This window comes from Streptomyces sp. NPDC088246, from assembly GCF_044741025.1.
Lineage (GTDB): Bacteria > Actinomycetota > Actinomycetes > Streptomycetales > Streptomycetaceae > Streptomyces.
On record NZ_JBIURV010000018.1, the window covers coordinates 174,237 to 193,507 of the forward strand.

The 19,271-nt window shown below is 66.5% G+C and carries 16 protein-coding genes and 3 pseudogenes; 5 read left to right on the forward strand and 14 right to left on the reverse strand.

Annotation, left to right across the window (positions count from 1 at the left end; all coding sequences use genetic code 11):
* Positions 1-16: 16 nt before the first annotated feature.
* The 4 genes from ACIPEK_RS24865 to ACIPEK_RS24880 all read right to left on the reverse strand — a co-directional run bounded on the left by ACIPEK_RS24865 (position 17) and on the right by ACIPEK_RS24880 (position 3,348).
* On the reverse strand, positions 17-511 hold the full coding sequence (locus ACIPEK_RS24865) for a protein-tyrosine phosphatase family protein (RefSeq protein ID WP_401999936.1): 495 nt from the start codon (positions 509-511) through the stop codon (positions 17-19).
* 1 nt (position 512) lies between these two features.
* Positions 513-1,628 carry a tyrosine-type recombinase/integrase gene (locus ACIPEK_RS24870; RefSeq protein WP_401999887.1) on the reverse strand — a complete coding sequence of 372 codons (1,116 nt, stop codon included), beginning with the start codon at positions 1,626-1,628 and terminating at the stop codon, positions 513-515.
* A gap of 84 nt (positions 1,629-1,712) precedes the next feature.
* On the reverse strand, positions 1,713-2,102 hold the full coding sequence (locus ACIPEK_RS24875) for a hypothetical protein (protein WP_401999890.1): 390 nt from the start codon (positions 2,100-2,102) through the stop codon (positions 1,713-1,715).
* Positions 2,103-2,271: 169 nt separating this feature from the next.
* Positions 2,272-3,348, reverse strand: a complete 1,077-nt coding sequence (locus ACIPEK_RS24880) for a tyrosine-type recombinase/integrase (RefSeq protein ID WP_401999939.1) — start codon at positions 3,346-3,348, stop codon at positions 2,272-2,274.
* 580 nt (positions 3,349-3,928) lie between these two features.
* Here ACIPEK_RS24880 and ACIPEK_RS24885 point away from each other — a divergent pair.
* Positions 3,929-4,507, forward strand: a complete 579-nt coding sequence (locus ACIPEK_RS24885; RefSeq protein WP_266737560.1) for a hypothetical protein — start codon at positions 3,929-3,931, stop codon at positions 4,505-4,507.
* A 340-nt stretch (positions 4,508-4,847) separates the two neighbouring features.
* A pseudogene (locus ACIPEK_RS24890) lies at positions 4,848-4,955 on the forward strand (hypothetical protein); the annotation flags it as partial.
* On the opposite strand, the gene ACIPEK_RS24895 reads toward ACIPEK_RS24890, so the two are convergent.
* From ACIPEK_RS24895 to ACIPEK_RS24920, 6 genes are all read right to left on the reverse strand, one after another.
* Positions 4,931-5,383, reverse strand: coding sequence for a hypothetical protein (locus tag ACIPEK_RS24895; protein ID WP_401999942.1), 453 nt, complete (start codon positions 5,381-5,383; stop codon positions 4,931-4,933). The pseudogene ACIPEK_RS24890 and the gene ACIPEK_RS24895 sit on opposite strands and share 25 nt — an antisense overlap.
* Before the next feature lie 404 nt (positions 5,384-5,787).
* Entirely contained in the window at positions 5,788-6,705 is a 918-nt protein-coding gene (locus tag ACIPEK_RS24900; RefSeq protein ID WP_401999893.1) for an ROK family protein, read from the reverse strand.
* 75 nt (positions 6,706-6,780) lie between these two features.
* Positions 6,781-7,980, reverse strand: a complete 1,200-nt coding sequence (aroB, locus tag ACIPEK_RS24905; RefSeq protein ID WP_401999896.1) for a 3-dehydroquinate synthase — start codon at positions 7,978-7,980, stop codon at positions 6,781-6,783.
* Between the two features lie 68 nt (positions 7,981-8,048).
* The gene (locus tag ACIPEK_RS24910) at positions 8,049-9,326 is read right to left on the reverse strand and encodes an aspartate aminotransferase family protein (protein WP_401999899.1); all 1,278 of its coding nucleotides are present in this window, start codon (positions 9,324-9,326) and stop codon (positions 8,049-8,051) included.
* Between the two features lie 57 nt (positions 9,327-9,383).
* Positions 9,384-10,427: an ROK family protein gene (locus ACIPEK_RS24915; RefSeq protein ID WP_401999902.1), complete on the reverse strand. Its 1,044-nt coding sequence runs from the start codon at positions 10,425-10,427 to the stop codon at positions 9,384-9,386.
* 14 nt (positions 10,428-10,441) lie between these two features.
* On the reverse strand, positions 10,442-10,801 hold the full coding sequence (locus tag ACIPEK_RS24920; protein ID WP_401999905.1) for a cupin domain-containing protein: 360 nt from the start codon (positions 10,799-10,801) through the stop codon (positions 10,442-10,444).
* A gap of 282 nt (positions 10,802-11,083) precedes the next feature.
* Between ACIPEK_RS24920 and ACIPEK_RS24925 the strand changes: the two are divergent.
* Positions 11,084-11,640: pseudogene (locus ACIPEK_RS24925) on the forward strand (IS701 family transposase); the annotation flags it as partial.
* Positions 11,641-12,330: 690 nt separating this feature from the next.
* Here ACIPEK_RS24925 and ACIPEK_RS24930 read toward each other — a convergent pair.
* Together ACIPEK_RS24930 and ACIPEK_RS24935 are read right to left on the reverse strand one after the other, a co-directional pair.
* Positions 12,331-13,182 carry a hypothetical protein gene (locus ACIPEK_RS24930; protein WP_401999908.1) on the reverse strand — a complete coding sequence of 284 codons (852 nt, stop codon included), beginning with the start codon at positions 13,180-13,182 and terminating at the stop codon, positions 12,331-12,333.
* A gap of 625 nt (positions 13,183-13,807) precedes the next feature.
* Positions 13,808-13,984: a hypothetical protein gene (locus ACIPEK_RS24935; RefSeq protein ID WP_329834271.1), complete on the reverse strand. Its 177-nt coding sequence runs from the start codon at positions 13,982-13,984 to the stop codon at positions 13,808-13,810.
* Between the two features lie 916 nt (positions 13,985-14,900).
* On the opposite strand from ACIPEK_RS24935, the gene ACIPEK_RS24940 reads away from it, so the two are divergent.
* Entirely contained in the window at positions 14,901-15,605 is a 705-nt protein-coding gene (locus tag ACIPEK_RS24940) for a hypothetical protein (protein WP_329834273.1), read from the forward strand.
* Between the two features lie 314 nt (positions 15,606-15,919).
* Here ACIPEK_RS24940 and ACIPEK_RS24945 read toward each other — a convergent pair whose 3' ends face one another.
* Positions 15,920-17,311 carry an HNH endonuclease gene (locus ACIPEK_RS24945; RefSeq protein ID WP_401999912.1) on the reverse strand — a complete coding sequence of 464 codons (1,392 nt, stop codon included), beginning with the start codon at positions 17,309-17,311 and terminating at the stop codon, positions 15,920-15,922.
* A gap of 75 nt (positions 17,312-17,386) precedes the next feature.
* Positions 17,387-17,731: pseudogene (locus tag ACIPEK_RS24950) on the reverse strand (transposase family protein); the annotation flags it as partial.
* A 323-nt stretch (positions 17,732-18,054) separates the two neighbouring features.
* On the opposite strand from ACIPEK_RS24950, the gene ACIPEK_RS24955 reads away from it, so the two are divergent.
* Positions 18,055-18,957 (forward strand): hypothetical protein, encoded by a 903-nt coding sequence (locus ACIPEK_RS24955; RefSeq protein WP_401999915.1) that lies wholly within the window; start codon positions 18,055-18,057, stop codon positions 18,955-18,957.
* The last annotated feature ends 314 nt before the right edge of the window (positions 18,958-19,271 follow it).

The following is a 19,271-nucleotide window of genomic DNA, read 5'->3' on the forward strand; positions in this document are numbered from 1 at the left end:
TGTGGAATCTGATTTGTCAACATTCTTTGGTTTTGAGTAGTTCCATGGTCCAGTCTCGCTGCTCTGCGGTGTCCGGGACGGCAAGCCCACGAGCTCGTTCCAGTTGGGCCCAGGCGGTGTTGGGATCGACGCCGTTGAGGATGAGGAGCGCGGCGGCGAGGAGGGATGAGCGTCCGATGCCGGCACGGCAGTGGGTGACGATGTGTGCGCCGTCGTCCAGTTGTTTGGCGAGTCTCCGCAGGGTGGGCAGGATCGTGGCGAGGTCGGGGACGGTGCGGTCGGGGATGGGTATCGCGACGAACCGAAGCCCTGCGGCCACGGCTGCCCGGGGCTCGTCGGCGAGACCGAGTTCGTCGAGTTCGAGTCCGGTGAGCGCGCAGACCAGGGTGTCGACGCCGCAGACGCTCAGCGCGGTCATCTCGTCCTCGAGCCAGTCATTGCCACGGGGCTTGGCCATGGTGCTCAGCCGTCCCGGGCCTGGAAGGTCGACGGTGAAGAGGGTGGGGCGCATGTCAGCAGCACTTTCGGTCGGTGGGGTCGGGTGGTGATCGGACGGTCAGTGGCAGGGGTCGGCCGGGTTCGGCGCGGAGCTCGCTCGGAGTCGGGCCGGCTGGGGTGGCCACCTCGGCAAGGCGCTCAAGAAGGCGGTCGAGGGCGCTCTGGCCGTCGTCGACGGCGGCGCGTTCTTCCTCGGTGAGCGGAATGCTCACGAGCATACGCTGCAAGTTGGCTTTGGCTTCGAGGAGTTGAGACTGGGTCGAAGCCTTGGGCGTGTAGAAATCGCAGCGGGCGCATGCCATGCGGTGCTGGCATTGTTCGAAGAACGTGTAGGAGCACAGGCCGTGACCGAGATCGTAGTACTGCCACGGTTCGCCGGAGGCCGCGGCCCCGGAGGCGACGGCATCGCGGTCTATGAGGACCTCAACGGTGCGGACGTTGCGGGCGAAGTACCCGGCCTCGGTGTATGCCTTGGTGAGTGTGTTGGGGGTGATCTTCGCGTAGTACTGCGTGGACTGGGGCGAGCGGTGGCCGAGCCAGGCTTGCAGCTCGAACAGGGTCATCGGCTCCTTGGCGTTGTAGAGCTGGCTGGCGATCGTGGACCGGGCCCGGTGGCTGGTGATGTTCCCGCGAATATCGGCGGCCGGGACGCCGGCCTTGCGGCAGAGCATCGGGATGACTGTGTTGTTGATGTAGGCCGGGGATATTCGCCGGGCCCGGAAGGCGAACAGCAGGTCCACCTGCTCGGCGGTCCTGCGGTCGACGAAGCGGGGCTGGGAGGGTCTGACGGTCTGCCAGGCATCGATGGCCTGCCCGAGGATCGGATCGACGGGCTTGGTGAACGCGGTGCCGGTCTTGTGAGTGGGGACGTCCAGCAGGCAGACCGCGTCGCGGGCCAGGACCTGCTGGGAGTCGCCGTCGATGGCTGTCCCGTCGTGCTGCCAGCGGATGCAGCCCTGCCGAAGGCGGGCGATCTCGTCACTGCGCTGGCCGCTGAACAGCCAGGTCAGGGTGACCGCGCGGACCAGCGCCAGCGGGTAGAACAGTCCGGCCCGGGTCTGTGGAAGGTCAGCGGTCTCGAGGTTCAGTCCGGCCCACAGCAGCTTGGCCCAGATCTCGTCCGCGATCACTCGGAGGTTCGGGCCGAGCAGGGCGGCGATGCTGCGCGGGGTGGCCAGAGCGCGTTGGGGGTCGAACCGCCGGGGCAGCCATTCCTATTCCTGGCAGTCGCGGAAGAACGTTCGCAGCGCGGTGAGCTGGGTGGCCTTGGTCGATGCCTCCAATGGCTTGCCGATGCGGTCTTTCAGCCCGGCGGTGCGTTCGACGAAGTCGCCGACCTTCATCCGGTCCAAGGCGGCGATCCAGGCCGCGCAGGACTGCCGGGTCCAGGCGGTGGGATCGGCGAGGTCGGGGTGTTCGGCGGCGAGCCAGCGGCCGACCTTGAGCAGGTTGGAGCGGATACTGCCGCGAACGCGGGGCGTCAGCGTCGAGGTGGCGTGCCACCGGTCCGCCCACTGGGACCAGGTCTCCGGTCCGCCGGCCGCCTTCGCCGTGCGGCGGCCGGTGCCTGAGCCTGGCGGATCGCAGTAGCCGAGGGCGGCCACCGCCCGCTGGACGGCATGCAGGGTGTTGAGACGCAGGTCGGGGATCAGCTTCTCGCGGCGGATCCGCTCGAAGAGCCCGGTGGTGAGGTCGTCGACGTGGGGGCTGCGGTTGAGCAGGAACAGCGTCCCGTGTCGCCGTCGTCAGCGAGCGCCACGGACGTCAGAGCCGTCACCGGGGCACCTCCGTGGTCGCCGCGGTGACCGTGCTGGTGAGCATGTTGATCCGCCAGGCGTGGATGTGCTCCATGCCGCGGCTGAGCTTCTCGGCCAGATCCCGGCCGGACAGGTGGATGTACTGGAGCGTCGAGTCGGTGTTGCGGTGGCCGGCGAAGGTGGCGATCGTGTGCAACTCCCAGCCCATCCGGGCTAGATCGGTCAGACACAGATGCCGGGTGGTGTGCGTGGAAAACCGCGGGACGCCCGCCTCCAGTGCGATCCGGCGTACCACCTTCGACCACGTCCACAAGCTCAGCGGCTGGGCGTGGTTGCGCCTGGACTCCGACAGGAACAGTGGTCCACGGGCCCTGCTCAGAGTGGACCGGTGGGTGAGGTAGCCCGACAGCAGCACCCCGGTCGAGGCCGAGTACGGCACCACGCGCTCCAGCCTGTTCTTCGTCGTCTCCGCCCGCACCCGCAGCGTGCGGTGGGCCGGGTCGAGGTCGTCGGTCCGCAGCGAGCAGAGCTCTTCGCGCCGCAGCGCGGCGTCGTAGGCCAGCGCCAGCATCACCCGGCTGCGGATCGGCTCGTCCCGCGCGACCCGCAGAATGTCCAGCCACTGCTGTTCGCTGGGGATCCACGGCAGTTTCGTCAGCCGGGGCACCAGGCCACGCTGCTGCCCAGCCTGCCGGCGGCCGGGCGTGTAGCGGCCCCGTCCCACCGGATTGGACTCGCGCAGCCCCTCCTCCATGAGGAAGTCGTAGAACAACCGCACCGACACCAGACGCTGCTGGATCGTCGCGTTCGCCAGCCCCACCCCCGAGTCGATCGACACCACATTCGCCCCCCGCCGACTGGGGTGTGAAGTCAACTCCCGTACAAAGAGCGCGACATGAGCCCGGTTCGCCGTCAGTGGATCTACGCCCTCCCGCTCACACACGAGCAGGTACTCGGCCAACCCCCGCGCGTACGCATCGATCGTCCGAGGCGCACGTTCGAGGTCCGCCCACACCTGCAACCAGCCCGCTGCCCGCTCGTGCCGCCCCAACACCGGCCACTTCTCCGCCAGCACCACCGTGCCGCCCAACACATCTCCCAAGTCCGCAGTCACACCGAGGGGACATGATCACCCCCGGCCAGATTCCACGTAACTGTAAAGATGCTGAAACGGCAAATGTTCGGACGCGCCGGCTTCCGACTCCTACGCAAGCGAGTCCTTCTCGCATGACGCTACGTAACCACGCCACACAACCTGGGCCAGACCCCCGTTCACCCCGACAAAATCACCGATGAGACCTTCCGCCGTCATGCGGGTCCACTGGTGGAGTGTCGGTATTCGAGAGTTGCAGTATTCGCCCGAAGGGCGAGCAGCCTGGCTTTGTAGGTTGAAAACTGACACCGCTTGTCGATGAGTTGGGCAGCGCTTGTCGATCGCTGATCCGCAAATTGTTGATGAGAACGGACGCCACCACGTGACCGGCGCTTCTTCCGTCGGCACAGTGTGCCGGAATATGGGCAGTTGTCAATGTTCTTCCCGCGAAGGTGTGATCATCCGGTTCGTCCGGGCGTGTCGGTGGCGATTGCCGGAAGCATGGTCCATGCCGGGATCAGCTTGCATGAGCGCCCAATGGCGCGCTCCCGGCTGGAAGTTCGTGGAAGGGGAGTCAGCGATGGCGAACGAACTGCACTACGGGGACCGGCTCCAACTTCAAAACCTCTACTCGGGCGACGGAGGGTACCTCGACGTCAACGGCGGCTCCAGCGCCCCGGGGGCGAAGTACCAAGTGTCCACCGCGGTGGTCGCCAACCGTGAGCCGGCCAGCAGCACCTGGGAGATCGTCTCCGGGTCCTGCGCGGCCATCGGAGCGCCGGTCAAAAGCGGCGAGATCATCTACCTGCGCAACCTCTACACCGGCAACGGCGGCTACCTCGACGCCGGCAACGGAGATGCCACCAGCGTCCAGAAGACGGGCGGCGGCCTGTACGAGGTCACCACGGCCTGGGGCAAGGACCGCGACGGCAACAGCAGCCGCTGGCAGATCTTCGACATCACCTCCGCACCCCAGGACGGCCTCGTCCGCTTCAACGACACCGTCCAGCTGTGGAGCACCTACAAGGACCTCGGCGGCTTCCTGGAGACAAACCAGGCCAGCACCCTCACCGGCGCCCGCAACGACGTCGACACCAACTCCTACTCCAACCGCTCCAACTCCAACGTCACCTTCTGGAAGATCCTGCCCGCCGTCTGAAGTCCGGTCCTTGCGGCGGAAGCGCCTCGATGCTTCCGCCGCAAGGACCCAAGCGGTGTCAGAACTCGGCAATATCACTCTCCGGCAACATCAGGTGCTGTCGCCTTGACCGACAAGTGGTGTCAGCTCTCAGGTTCTGGCTCAGTTTCCGTGAAGCGCATACGTTGAGTGACGGCTGACGTCTGCGGCAGCTTCTGGAAAGTTGCCTGAAAACGATCAGGGCCGATCCTGGGGTGGCCGACAGTTCGAGGTCGTGGAAGAGGGATTGCTCCGGCTGGAAGCTCTGTTGTTCCCGTCGGTTGCGGACGTGTCGGTGCTGTCGGTGGACGTGTGCGACGAGGTGGTACGCGTCGAGGCCCGCAGCACGACGGCCGAGGCGGTATGTCCGAGCTGTGGGTGCTCTTCGAGCCGAATACACAGCTCCTACCTGCGGTTTCCCGCCGATGTGCCCAGCGCGGGACGGCGGGTCGTTCTGTGCCTGCGCGTCCGCAGGTTCTTCTGTTCAGATGCCGCATGCGGACGGCGAACTTTCGTCGAGCAGATGCCGGGCCTGACCAGGAACAGGTGGGCCGGCCGCTCCCGCACCGCGCGCTGTGCGGTGGCTCCCCGGCGCCGGGCCCGCTCCTGCAACGCGGGAAAGTCGAGCCCGTGCGCTTCCCACACCACGAGCTCGCCGTCGAGAACTGCTTCGACCCCGAGCTCGGACGCGGCGCGTGCGAGCTCGGGGAAGGTCCCGCCCAGATCCGCGCCGCGCCTGGACTGGATGTATGGCTCCTGCCCGGTGAACACGAGGGAACGGAAACCGTCCGCCTTCTGCTCGAACAGCAGCGTTCGAGCCGTGGGGGACGGCATCGTGGTGACGGAGCGGGCCAGCATCGGCTCGACCGGCGGCGAGAGGTGCACTCTTCCACTCCTACGCCCTCAGCCGCCCGCTCGCCCATCCGCGGCGCCGCTCAGGATGACCAGCGGCACGCCCTCGGCCGTCCCCGACCGGCCTGACACCGGGAAACCGCCCGCCCAGAGGCGTCCGCCGCTGTGGCGGCGAAGTTCCCGCTTTCTGTCAGGCGCGAGAGGTGCGTGGTGTGCGGGTGGCCCGCATTTCCCAGGGCCCGCGGAGCCCGACACGGAAATGGCGGCCGCACCGCGCACCCACCGAAGGTGTGACTTAGCGCCGTAGTTGGCCAGTTAGGCCAACTGTGCGCTCACCTCGGGTAGAGCTGTTGGGTGGCGTTTGGATGTGCACTCGCACGCAGACCTAGAACTTGTTCCAGTGATGTAGCTCAGCCTTGGCGCTGAGATGGCGTGGGTTTCCCGCCGAGGGCTTGGAGGGCGATACCGATTGCGCCTGCGTCGTTGCCTAGCGCCGCTGTGACCATGGGTGGGATGTCTGGCCGGCGTCGTGACGCGGTCAGGCTGTCCCGCATCGCGGTACGTGCGGGTGCGAGGAGCAGTTCTTCGGCGTCGGCGGCACCGCCGCCCACGATGACGAGGGCCGGGTCCAGGAGATCGGCCAGTGTGGCGGCGCCTCGTCCCAGTGCTGTGCCGACGGTGTGGAGGATGCGTTGGGCGTCGGGGTCGCCTTCTCGGGCCGCCCGGGTCACCGTCTCGCCGTCCGCGAAGCCCGCGGCCCGGCCGTGGTGGCTGATGGCTGTTCCGCTGGCGCTCACCTCGGCGCAGCCGGTGCGGCCGCAGTAGCAGAGGGGGCCTTCCGAGTCGACGAACAGATGCCCTACCTCGCAGGCGAACCCGTGTGATCCCTTCAGGAGTTTCCCGTCGGTGATGACGCCGCATCCCCATCCGGTTCCCGCTGTGATCACGATGAGGTTGTTGTAGTCGCGGCCGGAGCCGACGCGGTGTTCGGCCCAGGCGGCGGCGCGGGCGTCGTTGTCGGTGACTACCGGAAGTTGTGTGGCCTGTTCCATCTGGCTGCGAACGGTCAGGTCGTCGCAGTCGAAGCCGGGTGCGTGCCGCAGTGCGCCGGTGGTCGTGTCGACCAGTCCGGGCAGGGCCACTCCGATGGTGGAGGTGGCGGGTGTGCGCAGGCGGTCGGTGAGGCTGAACAGCAGCTGGAGGAGGTCGCGGGGCCCGGTGCGTGGGGTCGGTACACAGGCGCGTGCGGTGGCGTTCCCGTCGGGCTGGATACGCAGGGCGAGGGTCTTGGTGCCGCCGACGTCGATACCGATGGCTTCTTCCACCATGGGAGCTCCTGCGGAGGGAGGGAAAGAGGGCTGGGAGGCCAGGGGACGCGCCCGGGGCGTGGTGGAGAGGTCCGGTCAGGGGGCTGCCGTGTCGGCTCTCTCGGTATTCCGTGTGGTAGGCGGGTGGGGTGGCCGGCTGATGGCCTGTCGTATCTCGTCGTCGGTCACGTCGTCGGTGACGGCGGTGGTGCCGATGTCGATGGGGAGGACGAAACGCAGCTGGCCGTCGCGGATGAGGCGGATCTTGTCGAGCGCGGCGATCACGGACTCGGGGTGGACGGGGGCGGGGAGGTGTGCTCTGTCGCAGGGGAGGCCGGCCCGTTGGAGGACGGTGAGCAGGCGTGTGTGTGCGGTGTCGGTCATCCAGCTGCGGCTGTGGGAGATGCGGGCGGCGCAGGCCATGCCGAACGCGACTGCTTCTCCGTGGAGTACGGGACCGTACCCGGTGACCGTTTCGACGGCGTGGCCGATGGTGTGCCCGAAGTTCAGGGGGCGGCGCAGGTCCTCTTCGTAGGGATCGCGGTCGATGAGCGCGCACTTGACCGTGGCGGCGCCGTGGATGAGGCGGTGCAGTATCGGGAGCTCCAGCGCCAGGATTTCGGGAAGGTCTCGTTCTATCAGCTCGAAGAGGGCCGGGGAGGCGATGACGCCCTTCTTCACGGCTTCGGCGAGTCCTGCCCGCACGTGCCGAGCGGGCAGTGTGGCCAGCCACGGGGTGGCGGCGATGACCGCGGTGGGCTGGTGGAAGGCTCCGATCAGGTTCTTGGCCCGCGGGTGGTCGACGGCCACCTTCCCGCCCAGGGCCGCGTCGACACCGGCCAGCAGGGTGGTCGGCAGGTTCACATAGGGCATGCCGCGCATGTAGGCGCTGGCGACCCAGCCGGCGGTGTCGATGACGACCCCGCCGCCGAACGCGACCAGTACGTCCCGTCGGCGCATCCGGCTGTCCGCCAGCCAGTCGAGCAGGCGCTCGGCTGTGCGAAGGTTCTTGCTCTCCTCGCCGGGCGTGATGGTGGTCATCGTGTTCACCACCCCCTGCCGGTGAAGTTCGTGGCGCAGCTCCCGGCCGTGCAGGGCAGCGACGGTGTCGTCGGTGACCAGGGCGATCCGCTGGTCCGGGACGACGGTCCGCAGGTGTTTGACCGCTTCCTCCACGCTGTCCGCGAGCACGACCGGGTACTCGGCCCGGTGCACTGCCCGGGCGCGGACAGTGTCGTGGGGTGCCGGCAGCGTGATGGCGTCGTGGATCACGTGGGTGCCGTGGGGCAGGCTCATGGGTCCCTCTCGTGGCGGCGTCGGCGGGGAGCAGGGGGAAGAGAGCGGCGGTGGGGCGCGGGCAGGCTTCAGCGCACCGTGCGCGGCAGGGTTTCCAGGGCCTCGCCGAACCGGTCGGCGATGAGGTGGGCGTCCTGCTCGGTGAGGATCAGCGGCGGCCGCATCTCGATGACGTTGCCTTGCCCGTGCTCCGAGACGCGGGTGATGACGAAGCGGTCGGACAGGGCCCGGTGCAGAGCGTGCGCAAGGGGTGAGGAGCGTGTTCCGTCCGGTTCGGCCACCTCGACGCCGAGCATGAGTCCGACCCCGCGGACATCGAAGACGCAAGGGTGCTCGTCCTTGAGCTTGAGGAGCCGGTCCAGGAGCACGGCGCCGACGGTGCGCACCTGGGCGAGGAAGGGCGGCTGGCGCACGATCTCCAGAGTGACCGCCGCGGCGGCCGCGGCCAGGGTGTGGCCGCCGTAGGTGAACCCGTGCAGGGAGCGGTCCATGCCGACGAATCGTTCTTCGGTGATGACGGCGGCCAGCGGAAGTCCCGAGCCGGTCAGCCCTTTCGACACCGTCATGATGTCCGGCTGGACGCCGAAGTGGTCGGCGGCGAACAGCTCCCCGGTGCGCCCGAAAGCGGTCTGCATCTCGTCGAAGATCAGCACGATCCCGCGTTCGGTGCAGAACTCCCTCAGCCGCTGGAGGTACCCGGGCGGGGGGACCACGTTCCCGCCGACACCGCTGATCGGCTCGATGATCAGGCATGCGGTGCTCCCCGATCCCGCGTAGGTCAGGAAGTCATCGATGCGCTCCACACACCACAGGCCGCAGCTGTCGGGGTGCTGCCGGTAGAAGCAGCGCCGGCAGTAGGGGTCGGGGACGTGCACGGCGCCGGGATGGTGCTGGGGGAACGGGGCACGCATCCGTGCGAGGCCGTTGTACGCCGTCGCCGCGAGGGACTGGCCGACCTGCCCGCGGAAGGGCACGACGACATCGCGGTGGCCCGTGTGTAGCTGGGCAATCTTGATCGCGCCTTCGTTCGCCGTCGACCCACTGCAGCTGCGGAGGTTGACCCGGGTGAGGTTGGGAGGCGTGAGCTCTGCCAGGAGTGTCATTACCTGGTTGGTCGGGGCGGTCTGGAACGCGGAGCTGGCAAAGATGAGATGCTCGGACTGCTCTTTGACGGCCGCGACGACGGCCGGGTGGTTGTGACCCAGAATGAGGTTGAACGTACCCGAGACACAGTCCAGGAACTCACGTCCCTCGTCGTCCCAGACGCGAATCCCTTCACCCCTGACCAGCAGGTCAGGGCCCAGTTCGTGGTAGGCGGCAGCGTTCGGATCGGCAGGAACGGGCATGGGCGTCCTCGTCTCGGCGTACGGGCTTCACGAACCGGCGATGGTGAGAGAAGTGCGTCAGGACGCAGCGGTGACCGCCCGGCCGAGGTGCTGATGCTGGTGCAGGTAGCGGGCGCAGCCGATCAGTCCGTCATCGTCGTCCGCTTCTGCTGCTCGGAGCATGGCCGCGACGTCGCCGGGAGCGGCACCGAGCCCTCCGGCCTCGTTCATCTCCTCGCCGAGCAGACGCAGGTATGCCGGCCCGGCCGCGCGAGCGAACCCTCCCATGACGATGAACCGCCGCACCCCCACAGCTCCGTGCAGGACGGCCAGCGTCCGCCCCAGGTGTCGTACTCCCGGCGTTACGGCTTCGAGTGCGAAGGCGTCCCTGTCCCGTATGCCGGTCGCCACCTGGTGAGCCGTCAGTACGGCGGGTTCACCTCCGCAGGCGGTGGACAGCATGGACCGGGCGAAGAAGCGGGGGCGCAGACAGGCCAGCGCCCTCGCGGCGTTCAGGGCACCGCGTCCGGAGGCCAGCGCTCCGAGGTGCCCGCGTTCTCCACAGTCACAGCGTGGGGCGTCGGGCGCGAAGTCCACCCGCAGATGCCCGATCTCACCCCCCCTCCCGTCCTGGGGAACCAGCACCTCGCCCCGCCGGAACAGCTTGTTCCCCACCCCCGAACTCACCGTCACCATGCAGAAGAAGTCCTCGCCCACGGGCTCCGGAGCCACGTAGCGCCAGCCGGCCGCGGTGACATCGTTCAGCACCCGGGCGGGAACACCGACTTCTCTGCCAAGGATCTCCGCGAGCGGCAGCGGCGGGCCGCGCCGCCCCCAGACCGTCGGCGCGTCGGTGACCACCCCGGCCGGGCCGACCGGGCCGGCGAACGCGACCGCCAGGGCCACAGGAGGCCGGGGCGCGGCCTCCGACCGCTCACGCAGAACACGCACCAGCTGGTCCACGACGCGGGCCTGGAGTTCCCCGACCGGCACCTTCGGAAACCGGGCGATGCCGTCGACCGCTTCGCGCCGCACACCGAGCACCGCGGGGGAAGCCGCTTCGGCCCAGCCGGCGCGCAGGTTCGTACCGCCCATGTCCGCGACCAGGTAGAGAGCAGGCACGGTAAGGGAAGCCTTCAACTGCTCGCCTGGAAGACAAAGAGGCGCACGTCTTGGGAGGAGTCGTTGCGCAGTCCGTGCTCTCCGAAAGGACGGTTGATGATGATGTCTCCCGCCGAGACGGGAAACTCCTCGCCGTCCAGCAGCATGGTGGCCGAACCCTCCAGGAGGACGTACCACTCCTCGTCGTCCCCGTGGCGGTGCAGACCGATGGAGGAGCCCGGCGGGACGACAGCCAGGTCGATGAAATCCACCTGGAGGCCGCCCGCGCCCCGCTCGAAAGGGCGGAAGACATCGACGTGACCAACGCCGTCATGACACTGCTCGACGCGGCGCAACTCGCCTCGGAACACATTGCGTACCCGACGCAGGTCCAACCCGGCCTCCTCGGCAGACTGGAGACCGATGGTAAGGAGAGCGACACAAAGCGCAACAGCGGATTTCACGCACGTGCACACAGAGGCACTCTGACCTGCAGGTTCACTGCTTGCTGCGTGCAGGTCTGGCCGGTTCGGCGGTCTTGCGCGACGGAGATACCGACCAGCCCGCGCGGATACACACGCTGGCGATCTTGTCGATCCCCCCGGGGAAGGACAGCACATCCGGCCGTAAAACTGCCGCCCGGACCACTCCCGCCCTTGCCCCGGCACCCCATAGGCGTGGCCCGCACCATGGTCCTGCGGGCCTTTGCCTCGCCACTGCCCGTCGCCTGGGTCTCGGCGGATGCCGCTTACGGGCAGGACTCTCGATTCCGACGTTTCCTTGAAGACGCCGGCCTGTCCTACGTCGTGGCCGTGCCGAAGTCCCAGCAGGTCCATGGCCCCCGCATCGAGCACATCATCGGCCAGGCCCCGGACGAGGCATGGCAGCGGCTCTCCTGCGGCGACGGCGCCAAAGGACTGCGGCTTTACGACTGGGCTGCCGCCCGCCTGCCGGCGGTCTGGGAGTTCGACGGCGACGAGCCGACCCGGCAACGCTGGATGCTTGCCCGCCGCAGCATCACCAAGCCCGACGAGCTCGCCTACTTCCTCGCTTCCGCCCCCCGGGCGCCTCCGTCGCCGATCTCGTGCGGATCGCCGGATGCCGCTGGAAGATCGAGGAGTGCTACCAGAGCGCGAAGAACGAATGCGGCCTGGACCAGTACGAAGTCCGCCGCTACGTCGGCTGGCACCGGCATATCACCCTTGCCATGCTCGCCCACGCGTTCTTGGCCGTCACAGCCGCCCAGGAACAGCAACGGGGAGCTGATCACGACACGCCCGACCTCGTGGACCTCACCCCGGCCGAGATCCGCCGTCTACTGGCAACTACCCACCCGCGTCCTACTCGACAGGACAACTACACAATGGAAGTTGTCTACCACGTCGCGCTGACCTGGAGCGATGCAGCTTCAGACGCCTCTGACCAGCGCAGATGAATCTTTCAGGGTCTTTCAGGGGTGTGCCGTCTTATGTAGTCGATTCTCCCCAGACGCTCTCCAGCAGCGCTGATCCTCCCCAGATTCTCCCCAAGGAGGGCCGCCGTGACGGACGGCGGGAGACGAAACTTGGCGCTGTCGCAGGCACGCTGAGTGACTGTAGCGGGCGCTCAGCCGGAATCCCAGGGGTGATCTCGGCTCCAAAATCTCCGCCCTGTGCGTATCCGTCCCTTCGAAGGCACCGCGTCCGGCCACTGATAGCGAGACGGCTGCCCGACCTGGGCCGTGACGGTCCCACCTGGCACAGGTTGTAGATCACGTCTTGTGCGGTCCAGGGTGGTCCATGTGAGGCGCATAAGGCCAGGTCAGCTCACTGTGCTCCAGGTGCGTCTACGCAGTTGGTGAGACGCGTGTGAGAGAAACGCCCCCGCCGGCTGGTGCCAGCGGGGGTTTCCCGTGTGTGAGTTGCGATGACATGCTGTCACTCCGTCACGCTGCGCAGTTGCGGTGAGGCGGCGAACTCGACCCTTCAAGGTCGCTGGGCAGGGGGCCCGGCGGTGCTGCGAGGCTGGCTGCGCGGGCGACAGTGACGAAATCCTTACGGTGGGATTCGAGGCGTTCGATGAGCGGGTCCCGGACCCATCCACCGATCAGTTGGTCCCACATGGCCGGGCAACGGTCGACTAGGGAGAGGGCCTGAGCTACCTGCATTTCGGTGAGGGTGGCGCTGTCGCGGAGGCAGTAGTCCAGAAGATCCCGGTCATGCCTTCTTCCCTCCTCGTCCTTGCGCGCCCACTCGACGAGGAATTCCCAGGCTACGTAAGCCGCGCTATGACGATCGTCGGTGCAATCTTCTGGGTCGCCGGGACACCAGCCTGCTTCCAGGGCACTGATCGTCGCGCGCAGTACCGCGCGATCGAGCGCGCAGCGTTCCAAGAGGCGGCATTGCGAGAGAAGGCACTTTGCGGCTGTAAGGACATCAGGAGGGGCGAGGAGTTCCAGTGAGGCGTAACGGGTTTCTATCGGGATAGCGTGCTTGGCCACGAGCGCCTGGCGTTCATCGTGATCGAGGCTCGGGAGTCGCTTCACCGTACTCACCAGGGCGTCGGAGACGCTCAGGAACTCCATGCACGCGCTGCCGAGTGCAATGTGCCGTTGCTGATCCCTATGGAGGAGGCTCTGGGTCTGTACCGCCGAGATGGCCGTGTCGGCCTGGATACGCCCGGCGAGGAGCGCGGCAGACGTTGCGCCTTCTGCGCTGCGCTTGGTCCACCATGCTGCGACTACGGCAGTGGGAACGGAGAGAAGGGCTGCGATCGCACCCAGGTCGACCATGTCCATGGATCAATGCTGGGCGAAGAAGAGCGGCCGTGCGGGCAGTTCGATGCAGATCGATGAGGTCGGACATTTGTTCCCGCTCGCCCTGCTGTTGAGGCGGTCCGTTTCGATGAGACGCCAGCAGCGCGTAGGGAGATCCTGGAACCTACCGCCAGGGCAGCGTGGCGGAAGCAGACGAGGATGCGTTAGCCACGATGCGGGCGGCACGGGCGAAGTCTTGAAACTCACTGCGGTCATACCGCGCGCACGGGCTCACGCGGCGCACCCAGGGTCAGTTCCATATCAGCGCCTTCGGCCGGGGGCTTTGGACTACTGGCGCCTGGGGGAGTGAACTGGTCTGACGGCTTGGTGTGGTGATGCGGCGGAGTTGCTCAGCCGTGAGTGGACCGTCGGGGATCTCACCGATCAGGTGATCGACTCCGGGGTCGGTCCGTGGCCTGGTCGGGTGAACAGGCTGATGATCAGGGCGAATTCACCCAGAAGTGCCCGCCCAGCCATAGCCGCGGCCTGACCTCGTCCCACGGTGTCTGTGGTTCGCTGCTCGATGCGCTGTCGTCGTTCCCTGATCGTCAGGTCACGCCTCCCGGTGGAGATGCGGGCCCAGCCCGTAGATCGCTCCCAGGCCATCTCATACGTCAGTGCCCGTCGAGTCGTCGACGTTCCGGTCAGCACTCTGGTACAGCCGCTGGACCTTGCGCCAGGCGATGATGATTTCGGGCAGCTGGTCGAGCAGTCCCCGGGCGACGAATAGGAAGATGCTCAGCACGCCGGAGGCGGCCAGCAGCCAGAGAATGATGGAGTCCACCCGTTCGAGTCCCTCGTGATCCAGGGATCGAACATGGGTGACGTCCACTCAGTTCGACCACCGATTTGTGTGGTCAGAACTGAGGTCTACGCCGACAGTAAAGCTCAGGTGCTGCTATCCCATGGGTAATGCGAGCACGCTATGAGGCACCCGCGGTGAGCGGTGAGGTAGCAGGTGGCCGGGTCGTTGTTCACGGCTCGAACAGCTACCCCTCGACATGTCGGCTCGTGGGGAGTTGATCCTGCGCTGCTCCTGAAGCTACCTCCAGATCAGGACACGGCAGCCACAAACGCCATACGTGAGACAGGCCCCCGGCAATGAGGTATTGGGGTGCAACACTACCGAGGCGCAGCCGAACAGATCGGGCTTTCAACGGCAGCGGGGGCACCGACTTGCCCCGCGAACTCTGTGCCAGCGTTCACTGGTACAGGTCAGGGCCTGTCCACCGTCATGAAACACCGCTGTCGACCCTCACGGCTGGCAGCTGCTCACGCCCGCCGACAGACACCCGGCCGCGCCCGTCCGGCGAACCCGAGCTGGCTCCTGGGAAGTGGCTGATATCCCGGGTGCCATAGCGTTGCGGGAATGGCTACTGCCCCAGCGCAGCGAGGGCTTGCTCGGCCACCTGAACGCCCATCGTGGCCGCGATGGTGGTGCCGGCCTCCAGGAGCTTGTCCTTGAACTGAGTGGCGAACTGGCGCAGGCGACCCGGTTCAGGGTTCTCGGAGGTTGCCTCAGCGTGCAGGTCCTGGGCGACGCGACTGTATGCACGGCGTAGTCGCCACCACCGCGGGCGCCGTCGGGAGCTGGCCGATGAAGTGACACGGACGCGCAGCGCGCGTAGGGCTGCAGCCGAGCGGGCACAGCTGCAGACACCGCACAGAGGTCAATGATTCCCGACGGGGCAGCCCCGGGCATGTCGGATCCACGCGACGAAGTGGCAACAGCGACGCAGCAGGCGCTGCTTGGTGAGCGGCTGGCCCGATATCCGGTGCAGGATGACCAGGTCACGCCTACCAGGCTCGGCAACGCCATTCGGCGCCTGGAGGAGTACGGCTATGACCGCTATCGCCTGGATTCTCAGGTGTTGTGGAACGAGCTCACCGCGACGGCATCCGAGCAGGCGCGTCGGCAGGTCGACATCGCGCGTACCAGCGTCGACTTCTTCATCGCCCTGCTGTACGGGCACACAGCCCTCGTCGCCATGGCTCTGGGCGCCACATCGGTTGACAGCGCCGATCCTCCGATCCTCCTCGGAACCGCTGGCGTCCTCGGTATCCTGTGCCCGCTTTGGTATCGGGCCGCGGTCGCAGCGACTGAGGAATGGGCGGCAGCCGTCCGCGCGCTGGTCAACCTGGGGCGCCATCCATTGGCTCAGGCCATGGGCCTCAACCTGCCGCAGGACATCGAAGAAGAGCGAGAGATGTGGCGTATGGTCTCCCGGATGTCCCGGACCCGGTTCCATGACCGAGCTGCCGCTTTGAACCGCTTCCGCTCTTTCCCTGGCCCTGACGATCCAATGAGCGCACCCGCACAGCCAAACGTCTCCGCGCGGCCCTGCGGGACCTGTTGCGCGGAGGCGCCCGCACCCGGCTGTCGGCCGACAAGGCCGCCGCCTTGATAGAGGGCATCCGGCCGGTCACCCGCGACCGCCAACTGCCGCCACTGCATCGCCTTCGACCTGCTGGCTGACGTGCGTCGGCTCGACCGCCAGCACTTTCGAAGCGCAAGCCTCCGAGAATCTGCCTCCAAAAGGTGAATGCCTGCGCGGTGCCAACGGTCGGTGATACGACGGCCCGCGCTGCACCGCTAAGGACCCCTTGCTGTCGATAACCGACTCCCACGTGGGACCATTAGCTCCCAAAAGGGGCGGAGCCGGAGGGCATAGCCCTGACCACTCACAGGAGGGTGTGTGCCGGTCACGGGCCAACGCCATCAGGCGCCCAGGAGAGCCTGCTTGTGCTTCGCTTGAGCTGCTTGCCGTAGCACTTCTCGCAGTTCCTCCCGGGCAACACCACGGGTCTTGAGGGTGTGGCAGTTCGGGCACAGGGCGATCATGGCCTCGGGCAGGTCAGCACCGCCTCGAGCGTGTTCATCGACGTGGTCGACCTCGAGTAGGTAGGTACCCGCGATTGAGAGCTCGTCAGTGAACCGGGGGTCACGGCATTGAGGGTTCTCACATACGCCACCACTGCGGTCGAGGACGGCTGACTTCGCTGCGCTGATCCTGTAGCGCTTCAACCCACGTATCTCTCGTACGCGATGGCTCTCGCCATCACTCACCGCACGAAGTGCTCGCTCGTTCAGCTCTCGGTACCGGAGTTGCCGCGATGCCATCCGGCGGAGCAGTTCTCCTACCGCTCGGCATCGTGCCAAGGCGCGCTGCCCCTCAGCCGGATCGGGAGGCAGTATGTAATGTGCCCCATCCCTGTCCCAGTCACCGCAGAATTCGCTGTACCGCAGCTGGGCGCAGTCCCAGCGGGTCCGCCCCAGGTCCGCAACGATACTGAGGTGGTCGAGTAAGACTGCACCGTCCGGCAGACAGCACTTCATCACGGCGTATTCAAGATCACCATAGAGGGCGGCGAACTGAAGGCTGCGACCGTAAGTGATCACACGCCTTCCAGAGATTCTGCGCAGTAGCTCCGCTCGTAGCTCCGCGAAGGGGGCGGCCTCCTCGACGATGCCGACGCTCAGGCCGAGTTCGGCTATCTCTTGATCAGGGAGGGCGCCCCAGTTCGGATTGACGACGCGGTGCCACAACTTTGTCCCGCGCGTGCTTGTCAGAGCGATCTCGCAGGCCGTGGCGCGACCTGCGTGAGGGTCGCGCAGATTACGAGGCGGCACACCGAGGACTCCTATCGACAAGATGACCGACTTCTTGTCCCGTACGGCACTCTCGGCCCATGCCATGGCCGAGTGGCGGTCCTTCAGTATCTGATCCTCGCTCGGAAGTGCGGCAATGCTAACGGCTCGGTCTGCGTCGTACACCGGATTCGCGCGATGGACTATCCATTCATCTTCCCGCGTGCTCGGTGTGCTCAGGCGAGTTTCCGTCACGACAACCGGCTGGGCGGGACCAATGACATAACCATCCGGTTGAAAGAAGTTTTCCGGACGCAAGCCCTTCGCTGTGAGCTGTGTTCCTGTCCTCAGCCTCGCAGGAAGGACCGGCCACCTATGCACCAACCGCTCAGAGGCATCACGATGGTTCACCGAGACCTTCGTGCTAAACAGGGGCGCGCCGAACCCCACTGGAAAGCCGCCGCAAACCAGGTTATGGGTCAAGTCTCGTTGCTGCATCTGGGGCAGCGGTCTGCGGGCCATGGTTGAAAGCCTAAGCGAGCGGGGCCCTGGGTCAAGGGCCATCCTCAGCGCTCATAGACTGAGCCTTTTCCAACCTCACGTTGAGGCGTGGTGAAGGACGACGACGGCCTTCACCACGTCCGTGATCCGGTTTGTGCTGCAGCGGAGCTTCCGGAGGAGGCGCCAGCCCTTGAGGGTGACCATGGCGCGCTCGCCGAGGCAGCGGATCTTGGCGTGGGTGCTGTGGTGACGACGCTGCCATCGCTTCGGTCGACGGCCGCGAAAGGGCACCCGGACAGGTCCACCGGCTCCTTGGTACGCCTTGTCCGCCCAGCATTCGAGGTCCGCATCGGCGAGGGCCTCGATGATCCCGTGGTGGCGTGCGGCGGTGAGTTCGTGAGTCGATCCGGGCAGAGCCGGCGAGGCTCAGAGCAGCCGCCCGAGTTGAGGCTTGGGGCCGCGACTCGTGATCGCTCTCAGGTCGTCGCGGACGGAGGAAGTGCCGCCGCCCTTTCGCGCTCTCGCCGGTCTCGTGCGGCTCTGTCCCGTAATCGGTGGTGACCGTACGTCACTGTGTGTCAGGCTGGGGCGTGCTTGAGGTCAATGCCCTTGTGGCTGTGGTGTTTTCGGGTCTGTCTGCCCTGGTCATCGAGGGCGTGAACGGGGGCCGCCCTGTACCCTTCAGGCACGTCAGGACGTGTCCACTGTGCCCGCGTAGTCGAAACGGATCGCCTCTTCGCTACAGGTACAGCTACCGTCCCCTTATGGACGAATCACTCTCCTTCGAGAGCTTGCTTGAGGGTGCGAAGAAGGCCGGACACAAGGCCATGGACGACCACGGGCGCGGCGAATACGACGAGTTTGCGCTTCACGGCGGCGTCGCGGTCGAGCGGCTCGCTAAGGCGGTCCTGGTGTCGAAGAACCCGGTGTATCTCCTGGAGATGCGCAACGGAAACCCGGACATGCTTCTGTATCTCGGCGGCCACTTGGAGATAAGCGCGGACAAGATCCGTACAGTTGGCGCCAAGGACGCCATTAAGCGGCTCCGCACCATGGGGCTACTCCCTCCTGACACGCAGCTCGATCTGCTGATCGAACTCCGCAACGGCACTGCGCATACGACCATCGGCGATCAGGCGAAGGCTCTGCTTCCAGCGCTCGCCGATAATGTCGCGGCCCTACTCAACGGCATCGGTCTCGGCAACGACGACTTCTGGGGCCGGTGGTCAAGTGCGATGTACATCGCCGTAGATAGGCAGCGGGACGAGGTCGAACGGGACGTCGAACTCCGGATCAGGCAAGCCTGGCACCGCTTCAGTGACCGGTTCGCAGGACTTCCCGAGGGTGCGATGGAGAAAGTGCTCGAAGAGCCTACTGAAGGAATTCGCACGATCACTGTGTCGAACCGCGATGACCTGCTGATCGGGCTTTCTTCGGCACCCTGCCCTGCCTGCGGGGGGCCAGCTCACGTGAGATTCACTCCTGCGGTGTCGGACGGTATAGGCACCGTCCTGGAGGTGACTGCACTCCATTGCACCCTGTGTGCATTGGACTTGAACAGTCACGCGGAGATCAAGGCCGCCCAGGTCCAGATCAGGCCCGAGACGTTCGGCGTGGGCCTTACATCTGCTGAAGGCATCACCATCGGCGAGATGCACGCAGGCTGATCACCACCCAAAGGCCCCCGGCCGCCGGGGCTTTCGCACGTCGGCACCCGCGCTGGATCTTCCTGCGCACACCCCGCAAGGAGTCCCCGTACCTGACTGGATCAGGTCCTGGCCGCTGCCGTGGAGACGGACGCCGGTGCCGACATCGGCAAGACGCTCGGCCAGCTCCTTCAGTACGGAGTGGTCGCGCTGGTCGTCGCCCTGCTGATCACCAGCGTCCTAGTAGTGCTTGGTCATGTGCGGTCTGCGATGGCGTGTCTTCTTGATGGGTCGTGTCGTTGACAGGACGTGCTGAGTGGGGAGTTGGCTGCGGT